This window comes from Paraburkholderia ribeironis (assembly GCF_900019265.1).
GTDB lineage: Bacteria > Pseudomonadota > Gammaproteobacteria > Burkholderiales > Burkholderiaceae > Paraburkholderia > Paraburkholderia ribeironis.
In genome coordinates, this window is sequence record NZ_CYGX02000049.1 from 37,778 (window position 1) to 46,894 (window position 9,117).

Genomic DNA, 9,117 nt, shown 5'->3' on the forward strand with positions numbered 1-9,117 from the left:
GGCTCTGGCTCGTGTTTCGCGTGTCTGCTCGCTTTGCGCGTTCACATGGCGCACAGCTCACGCACTTCGGCCGCGAAACGCTCGACCGTTTCCGGCTGCGTGTCCCACGCGCACATCAGACGGCAACCGCCCGCGCCAATGAACTCGTAGAATTTCCAGCCGCGTGCGCGCATCGCCTTGGCGGCGTGGGGAGGCAACTGCGCGAAGACCGCGTTCGATTCGCCCGGAAACATGATGCTCACGCCCGGAATTTCCTGCAACCGCGTCTGCAGCAAGCGCGCCATCGCATTCGCGTGACGCGCATTGCGCAACCACACGTCGTTGTCGAGCAGGCCGAGCCACGGCGCAGAGATGAAGCGCATCTTCGACGCCAGTTGGCCGGCCTGCTTCAGACGGTAGGCGAAATCGTCGGCGAGCGAGCGATCGAAGAACACCACCGCCTCGCCGACCGGCAAGCCATTCTTGGTGCCACCGAAGCACAGCACGTCGACGCCCGCGCGCCACGTGATCTCCGACGGATGCACGTCCAGTGCCGCGACCGCATTCGCAAAACGCGCGCCGTCCATGTGCACTTTCAGATGACGCCGTTTGGCAATCGCCGCGATCGCCCGCACTTGCTCGACGCTGTAGACGGTGCCGACTTCCGTCGCTTGGGTCAGCGTGACGACCTTCGGCTTTGGGTAGTGGATATCGGCGCGGCGCGTGATGACCGCTTCGATCGCATCCGGCGTGAGCTTGCCGCCGATGCCCGGTGCGGTCAGCAGCTTCGAGCCGTTCGAAAAGAATTCCGGGCCGCCGCATTCATCGGTTTCGATGTGCGCGAGTTCATGACAGATCACCGAGTGATATGACTGGCACAGCGACGCGAGCGCCAGCGAATTGGCCGCCGTGCCGTTGAACACGAAGAACACTTCGCAGTCGGTCTGGAACAGGTCGCGCAGGCGGTCGCACACCTGGTTGGTCCAGGAGTCGTCGCCGTAGGCCGGCTCGTGGCCGCTGTTGTTGGCGGCGATCAGCGCATCGAGCGCTTCGGGACAGATGCCGGCGTAGTTGTCGGACGCGAAGTGTTGCATGACGGGAGTCGCACCCGGCGACAGGCGCGCGATGACGGAAAGCGGTCATTTTAGTGCGCCTGTGAGGTTATTTGTTTTGCGGGGTGAGATGTGGGCTTGGTTTGGCTTGGTTTGGCTTGGTTTGGCTTGGTTTGGCTTGGTTTGGCTTGGTTTGGCGTGGGCTCGGGCTCGGGTTCGGGTTCGGGTTCGGGTTCGACGTTTCGGCCCGAGGCTTCGGCCTGTGGTTCGACTTCGTACTTCCTAAGGCTCCTCCACGAACAGCCGCCAGCCACGGGCCGTCAGTCAGTTGCACCCGCAAGCGGCCGTGCGGCCACGGCCACGGCCACGCGGTAACCGCGCGACCGCGATCAGCCCCGCCGCCCCCAGCAGCAGCGCGCCCGCCGCCAGCGCCAGCGCCAACGAGAACGAGCCCGTATGGTGGGCGATCGGCGCGGCGACCAGCGGGCCGGCGATCTGGCCGACGCCATAGGCCGCCGTCGCATAGCCCATCAGGCCGGCCGCATCGTCTCCGCGCAGACGCCGCGCCTCGCGCATCGCGAACAGCGTGATCGCGGTGAACGGCAGGCCGATCAGGATGCTGCCAAGTGAGAAGCCGCCCGCCGTCGGCCAGACAATTCCGAGCGCGATACCGCAGGCTTGCAGCACATAGCTGCCGGCGAGCAACGTGCGGTTGTCCCAATGCGTCGGCAGCCGCGCCGCCAGCAGCGAGCCTGCCACCAGCGACGCACCGAACATCGGCCAGAACAGGTCAGGCCACGCAGAACCCGGCAGCGCATGCCGTGCGATCACCGGCAGGAATGTCGCGGTGATGATGTAGCCGAACCCGGGGACGCCGTAGAGCAGGATCAACCAGAGTGCGTCGGTACGGTGGGCGGTGTGGGTCAAGTGGGGCCCGGTCGTCGCGGTTTGGGTGGCGGTTTGGGTGGCGGCTTGGGTGGCAGCTTGGGTGGCGGTTCGGACGGCGGTTTGGCTAGCGGTTCGGATGGCGGTTTGGCTAACGGTTCGGATGGCGGTTTGCGTAGCGGGATGCCCGCTAGCGGCGGCTGCGCTGGTCGAGCCTGCGTCACCGGCACCCGCTCCGCCAAACACCGGCCAAACCACCACCGACAGAACCGCCGCAATCAACCCAAAGCCAATCCATCCGGCCGTCGCGCCATAGCCCCCCGCGACGCTGACCAACAACCCCGTTCCGACGATTCCCACTCCCGGTCCGGTATAAATCACCCCACTCCATCCGTGAGCGCCGAGTTCGGCGAGCCGCCGCAAGCCCCACTGCGACGCGAAAACGAAAGTCCAGGCGCTGACCGCGCCCGCGATGAAGCGCACCGCCGCCCACACCCAGAACTGGCTCGTCACACCCATCGCCAGCGTCAGCAGAACCGTGGCGACGAGCCCCACGCGCACCATGCGCGCCGGCTCGATGCGCAGCGCCGCGCAGGTGAGCGCGCCGACGAAATAGCCCGCGTAATTGAACGACGCCAGCCAGCCGCCGTGCTGGATGTCGATCTGCGGCTGACCGGAAGCGCCGCCGTGGAGCATCAGCGGCAATAGCGGCGTGAACGCGAAACGCCCCACTCCGAGCGCAACGGCCAGCGTCACCATGCAGGCCAGCGCCGCACGACGGGCGGCGTGAGATTCGGATGAGCGGTCGTATGCGGCGGAGGCGAGGTGGTTCATGAGCGGGCGATCCAGGGGCTGCGGGCCGGCGCGTAGGCCAGCGGGTTGGTTCAGTGCATATTAGCTTGACCTTTGAATCACGAAAAATGAATAATTCGGATATCAATCATCGCGAGGAGAGAATCATGGATCTGGCCGCCTTGACCATTTTTCGTGCGGTCGTGCGGGAAAATGGCGTGACACGCGCCGCCGCCAAGCTCAATCGCGTGCAATCGAACGTCACGACGCGCATCAAACAGCTTGAAGAGCAACTCGGCACCGACCTGTTCATCCGCGACGGCCGGCGCCTCGTGCTGACGCCGGCCGGCGAGACGCTGCTGCCCTACGCGGAGCGTCTGCTGGCGCTCGCTGACGAGGCGCGTCACGCGGTGCGCGAAGATCGTCCGAGCGGACGCCTGCGTCTGGGCGCGATGGAAAGCGTCGCGGCGACCCGCCTGCCTGGCCTGCTCGCGCGGTATCACCAGCAGTGGCCCGCCGTCGAACTCGAACTGGAGACCGGCACGACCGACAGGCTGATCGAGCGGGTGCGGGAGTTCGAGGTGGATGCCGCCTTGGTGGCGACGCCGCTGGATCAGACCGCGCTCGGCGACCTGTTCGAGGCGGTGCCGGTATTCACGGAAGAACTGGTGATGCTGACGCCGCGCGGGCATCGGCCGATTCACGACGTGGGCGACATTGCGCTATCGACGCTGATCGCGTTCGAGCGTGGCTGCGCGTACCGTGCGTATATCGAGAAGTGGTATCTGGAGCACGGCGTGCGGCCCGCGCGGGTGCTGGAGCTCGGCTCCTATCACGCGATAGTCGCGTGCGTGGCCGCCGGTGCTGGCGTGGCAGTGGCGCCGCGCTCGGTGCTGGATCTGCAAACGGATACCAGCAATATCGCGGTTCATGATCTGCCCGATATCGGCATGATCGAGACGATGCTCATCTGGCGACGCGGACATTTTTCGTCCGCGCTCAACGCGCTGCGACGCACGCTGATGGCGCCGGAGGAAACGGTTGACTTGCCCGCGACGGCCGCAGCGGGCGCTACGGCTTCGGCAGTGGACGGCGGCTGATGGTCGCCCACACGGCATGAAATGGTCGGAGGCCAACCTTCACGGACAATCGCGAACGAACCACCGATGCACCACCGACGCAGCGCCAACCGATCCGTGCACGAACCCATGATGCGCGCTGCGCGAACCCGCAACGCGGCGCAAACTGTGCAAACTGCGCAAACTGCGCAAACTGCGCAACAGCACAACGGCACAACGGCACAACGGCACAACGGCACAAAAAAGACTAAGGCCACGCGGCACGCCGATACACCCGGCGCCCCGCGTGGCCCAATCAGAACCGAATCAGAGCTGGCCTTCGACCCACGCCTTGACGCCAGCCAGCGCCGCGGGCAGGTTGGCCGGCTCGGTGCCGCCTGCCTGCGCCATGTCAGGCCGGCCGCCGCCCTTGCCGCCGACCTGCTGCGCAACGAAGTTGACGAGTTCGCCCGCCTTGACCTTCTTGCTTGCGTCCGCTGTCACACCGGCGATCAGGCTTACCTTGCCGCCGTCGACCGACGCCAGCACGATCGCCGCGCTCTTCAGCTTGTCCTTCAGCTTGTCGACCGTCTCGCGCAGGGTCTTGACGTCCGCGCCTTCCAGCGTGGCCGCCAGCACCTGCACGCCGGCGATCTCGATGGCCTGACCGGCCAGCTCGTCGCCCTGGCTCAAAGCCATCTTCGACTTCAACGCGCTCAGTTCCTTCTCCAGCGACTTCACCTGATCCTGCACCTGGCTGATGCGCTGCGTGAGTTCCGACGGCTGCGCCTTCAACACTGCGGCGGCCGCATTGATGCGCGCATCGAGGTCCTGCACGAAACGCACGGCGTTGTCGCCCGTGATCGCTTCCACGCGACGAATTCCCGCCGCCACCCCGCCTTCCATCACGATCTTGAAGAGGCCAATGTCGCCGGTGCGATGCACGTGCGTGCCGCCGCACAACTCACGCGAAAAACCCAGATCGAGCACGCGTACTTCGTCGCCGTACTTTTCGCCGAACAGCGCCATCGCGCCGCCCTTCACGGCTTCGTCGAACGGCATCACGCGCACGATACCCGGCGCGTTCGCCAGCACTTCGGCGTTGACTATTTCTTCGACACGGCGAATCTGCTCGTCCGTCATCGGCGCGTTGTGCGCGAAGTCGAAACGGGTCTTGTCGGCGTCGACGAGCGAGCCCTTCTGCTGCACGTGCGAACCGAGCACCTCGCGCAGCGCCTTGTGCATCAGGTGCGTGGCCGAGTGGTTGCGCGCCGTGCGGGCACGGCGAATCGCGTCGATCTCCGCCTTGACGACGTCGCCCAGCTTCAGCGTGCCCTGCTCGAGCGTGCCGTGATGCCCGACCACGTCGGCCTGCACCTTCAGCGTATCGGTCACGGCGAAGCGCACGCTCGCGTTGGCCAGCACGCCCTGGTCGCCGACCTGGCCGCCCGATTCCGCGTAGAACGGCGTGTGATCCAGCACGACGACCGCCTGCTGACCATGGCTCACCTGCTGCACCGACGCGCCGTCCACATACAGCGCGATCACCTTCGCGTCGTCGAAGACGATCTCTTCGTAGCCGTGGAACGTGGTCTTCGCGCCCGTGTATTCGAGACCTTGCGCCATCTTGAACTTGCCCGCCGCGCGTGCCTGTTCGCGCTGACGCGCCATCGCTTCGTCGAAGGCCGGTTCGTCGACCGTCACTTCGCGCTCACGGCACACGTCGGCGGTCAGATCGAGCGGAAACCCGTAGGTGTCGTGCAGCTTGAAAGCGAGTTCGCCGTCGAGCGTCTTGCCGCCCTTCGCTTCGAGCTCGGTCAGCGCGGCTTCGAGAATCGACATGCCGTGCTCGATGGTCTCGAAGAAGCGTTCCTCTTCCTGGCGCAGCACGTCGGTGACGCGCTGTTCGGCCTGCTTCAGTTCAGGGTATGCGTCGCCCATCTGCGCGACGAGGTCCGCCACGAGGCGATGGAAGAACGAACCCTTCTTGCCCAGCTTGTAGCCGTGGCGGATCGCGCGGCGCACGATCCGGCGCAGCACGTAGCCGCGGCCTTCGTTGCCCGGGATCACGCCGTCGACGATCAGGAACGAGCACGCGCGGATGTGATCGGCGATCACCTTCAGCGAGTTGTTTGTCAGATCGCACACGCCAGTTTCGCGGCCCGCAGCCTGGATCAGCGCCTGGAACAGGTCGATCTCATAGTTGCTGTGCACGTGCTGCAGCACCGCCGCGATACGCTCCAGCCCCATGCCGGTGTCCACGCACTGCTTGGGCAGCGGGGTCATGTTGCCCTGGGCGTCGCGGTTGAACTGCATGAACACGAGATTCCAGATCTCGATGTAGCGGTCGCCGTCTTCCTCGGGCGATCCCGGCGGGCCACCCCACACCTCCGGGCCGTGGTCGTAGAAGATTTCCGAGCACGGGCCGCAGGGGCCGGTGTCGGCCATCTGCCAGAAATTGTCCGACGCGTAGCGCGCGCCCTTGTTGTCGCCGATGCGGATGATGCGCTCGACCGGTACGCCCACTTCCTTCGCCCAGATGTCGTGCGCTTCGTCGTCTTCGTGATAGACGGTGACCCACAGCTTGTCTTTCGGCAGCTGGTACACGCCGGTCAGCAATTCCCACGCGTAGTGGATCGCGTCGCGCTTGAAGTAGTCGCCGAACGAGAAATTGCCCAGCATTTCGAAGAACGTGTGGTGACGCGCGGTGTAGCCGACGTTTTCCAGATCGTTGTGCTTGCCGCCGGCGCGCACGCTGCGCTGCGCGGTCGTGGCGCGCGAATACGGACGCGATTCCGCGCCGAGGAACACATCTTTGAACTGCACCATTCCCGAATTGGTGAAGAGCAATGTCGGGTCGTTGCCGGGCACGAGGCTCGACGAGCGAACGATCGTATGGCCCTTCGATTCGAAGAACTTGAGGAATTTCTCGCGGATTTCAGCGGCTTTCATAGCGTGCGGGGGACGGTCCTGACTGTTCCTGACTCTGACTGTTACCGGCGGCATCGTGGGATGCGCCAACTGTTAAACGACTGATTATACGGGATCGGCGCCGGTGCGCGGCAGCCCACGACGCGGGATTGGCCGTCCGGCCAGGTTCGACCGGGCAACATGCCCCGGGCAACATGCAATATCGAGACGCGTGCCTGAAACCGGCGATTCGTCCTATGACATTCGGCTGACTGCGCCGACCCGCGAGAATCGCTTAAGATTGCCTCCATTCGCGGCGCCTTGCGCGCCGCCTGGCTACCTAGGAGACATTCAACGATATGGGCGCTCTCAGTCACATCCGCGTACTGGATCTCACACGCGTGCTCGCCGGGCCCTGGTGCGCGCAAACGCTCGCCGATTTCGGCGCGGACGTCATCAAGATCGAACGTCCCGAAGTCGGCGACGATACCCGTCACTGGGGGCCTCCGTATCTGAAGACGGCAGCGGGCGCGGACACGCACGAGGCCGCGTACTATCTGGCGGCGAACCGCAACAAACGCTCGGTCACCGTCGACATCGCCACGCCCGAAGGCCAGCGGATCATCCGCGAGCTGGCCGCGCAAAGCGATGTGGTGCTGGAGAACTACAAGGTCGGCCAGCTGCGGAAGTATGGGCTCGACTACGCGTCGCTCAAGGAAGTGAAGCCCGATCTGATCTACTGCTCGGTGACGGGCTTCGGGCAGACCGGACCGTATGCGCAGCGCGCCGGCTACGACTTCATCGTGCAGGGCATGGGCGGCTTCATGAGCATTACCGGCGAGCGCGACGGCCAGCCGGGCGGCGGTCCGCAAAAAGCCGGCGTCGCGATCGCCGACCTGATGACCGGCATGTACTCGACCATCGCCGTGCTCACCGCACTCACGCATCGCGATCGCACGGGCGAGGGGCAATACATCGACATGGCGCTGCTCGACGTCCAGGTGGCGATGCTCGCCAACATGAATTCGAACTACCTGGCGAGCGGCCAGCCGCCGGTGCGCTGGGGCAACGCGCATCCGAACATCGTGCCCTACCAGACCTTCCAGACCAGCGACGGCTGGATCATCGTGGCGGTCGGTAACGACGGCCAGTTCCGCAAGTTCGTCGAAGTGGGCGGCCAGCCGGAACTCGCCGACGACGAACGGTTCGCGACCAATCCGGCGCGCGTGCGCCAGCGCGAAGTCCTGGTGCCGATCCTCGCCGAGATGGTCCGCCGCCAAGGCAAGCAGCAATGGATCAGCGCGCTCGAAGCGGCGGGCGTGCCGTGTGGGCCGATCAACGATCTCGGCGAAGTGTTCGAAAACGAGCAGGTGGTGGCGCGCGGCCTGCAGGTCGATCTGCCGCATCCGTCGGGCGGCACGGTGAAACTGGTGCGCAATCCGATCAACATGACCGGCACACCACCGCAAGCGTTGACTCACCCGCCTCTGCTCGGCGAGCACACCGTCAGCATCTTGCGCGACGTACTCGGCTATGACGAAGCGACGCTTGCGGCGTTGCGGGCGAAGTCGGTGATTTGACCAACGCGCTTGACGAACACGCCTGGTCGGCGCGCGGCGCACCAATGCGCGGCGCCTGTGGCCGCGCCGCGGCAAGCTCAACTGGGCGAACTCAATCCTGCGCGCCCAACGAAGCCAGCCAGCGCCGCCCGTCGTCCCAGTCGCCAAGACCACTATCCGCGTTGATGTGACCGCGCGCACCGATCTCCATCCAGCGGCTGCCCCAGCCGTTCGCACAGGTTCGCGCGAACGGCACGCCGCCATACGGATCGTCGCTGCTCGCCACCACCATCGTCGTGAACGGCAAGCGCGTAAGCGGCACCAGCGCGAAGCCGCTTGCATGCCGCGGGAAATCCGCCCCGGCGGGATCGGGCACGGCGACCAGCAACGCGCCGGCCACCTTCACAAGCTGTGTTGCGCTCGCGTACCGGGACGCCCAGAAAGCGATCGTCAGGCAACCGAGACTATGGGCGGCGAACCTCAGCGGCGCGTCGGCGGCGGCGACCGCGGCATCGAGCGTGCGGCACCACGCGTCACGCACCGGATGGTCCCAGTCCGGCATCTGTACGCGCACGAACGCCGGATCCAGTGCTTCCCAGCGCGTTTGCCAGTGACCGGCGCCGGAGTTCTGATAGCCCGGCAGCACGAGTGTGTCCAGTTTTTGTTCGCTCATTGCGTTCCCCGCCTGTAGTTGGTTTTTTCGGTTCGCTGCTGCCGTTCGTTTCCACTCTCTGCTTCATGCACCTTGTTCTTGCAGCTCGGTTTTTGCAGCTCGTTCTTGTAGCTCGTTCCTACAGTTGGTTCCTACAGTTGGTTCCTGCAGTTCGTTCCTGCAGTTCGTTCCTGCAGTTCGTTCCTGCAGCTCGGTTTTTGCAGGCGGTT

At 65.2% G+C, this 9,117-nt stretch carries 6 protein-coding genes; 2 read left to right on the forward strand and 4 right to left on the reverse strand.

Annotation, left to right across the window (positions count from 1 at the left end; translation table 11 throughout):
* Positions 1-41 precede the first annotated feature (41 nt).
* Together BN2475_RS22410 and BN2475_RS22415 are read right to left on the reverse strand one after the other, a co-directional pair.
* Positions 42-1,073: a threonine aldolase family protein gene (locus BN2475_RS22410; protein ID WP_094781693.1), complete on the reverse strand. Its 1,032-nt coding sequence runs from the start codon at positions 1,071-1,073 to the stop codon at positions 42-44.
* A gap of 282 nt (positions 1,074-1,355) precedes the next feature.
* On the reverse strand, positions 1,356-2,750 hold the full coding sequence (locus tag BN2475_RS22415; protein ID WP_094781694.1) for a YbfB/YjiJ family MFS transporter: 1,395 nt from the start codon (positions 2,748-2,750) through the stop codon (positions 1,356-1,358).
* 125 nt (positions 2,751-2,875) lie between these two features.
* Between BN2475_RS22415 and BN2475_RS22420 the strand changes: the two genes are divergently transcribed.
* Complete coding sequence (locus BN2475_RS22420; RefSeq protein ID WP_094781695.1) at positions 2,876-3,808, forward strand: LysR family transcriptional regulator; 933 nt, start codon at positions 2,876-2,878, stop codon at positions 3,806-3,808.
* A 285-nt stretch (positions 3,809-4,093) separates the two neighbouring features.
* Here BN2475_RS22420 and alaS read toward each other — a convergent pair whose 3' ends face one another.
* Complete coding sequence (alaS, locus tag BN2475_RS22425; RefSeq protein WP_094781696.1) at positions 4,094-6,718, reverse strand: alanine--tRNA ligase; 2,625 nt, start codon at positions 6,716-6,718, stop codon at positions 4,094-4,096.
* A 317-nt stretch (positions 6,719-7,035) separates the two neighbouring features.
* Between alaS and BN2475_RS22430 the strand changes: the two genes are divergently transcribed.
* Positions 7,036-8,256, forward strand: coding sequence for a CaiB/BaiF CoA transferase family protein (locus BN2475_RS22430; protein WP_094781697.1), 1,221 nt, complete (start codon positions 7,036-7,038; stop codon positions 8,254-8,256).
* Between the two features lie 91 nt (positions 8,257-8,347).
* Here the strand turns inward: BN2475_RS22430 and BN2475_RS22435 are convergent, their stop codons facing one another.
* Entirely contained in the window at positions 8,348-8,908 is a 561-nt protein-coding gene (locus BN2475_RS22435) for an RBBP9/YdeN family alpha/beta hydrolase (RefSeq protein WP_094781698.1), read from the reverse strand.
* Positions 8,909-9,117: the final 209 nt, after the last annotated feature.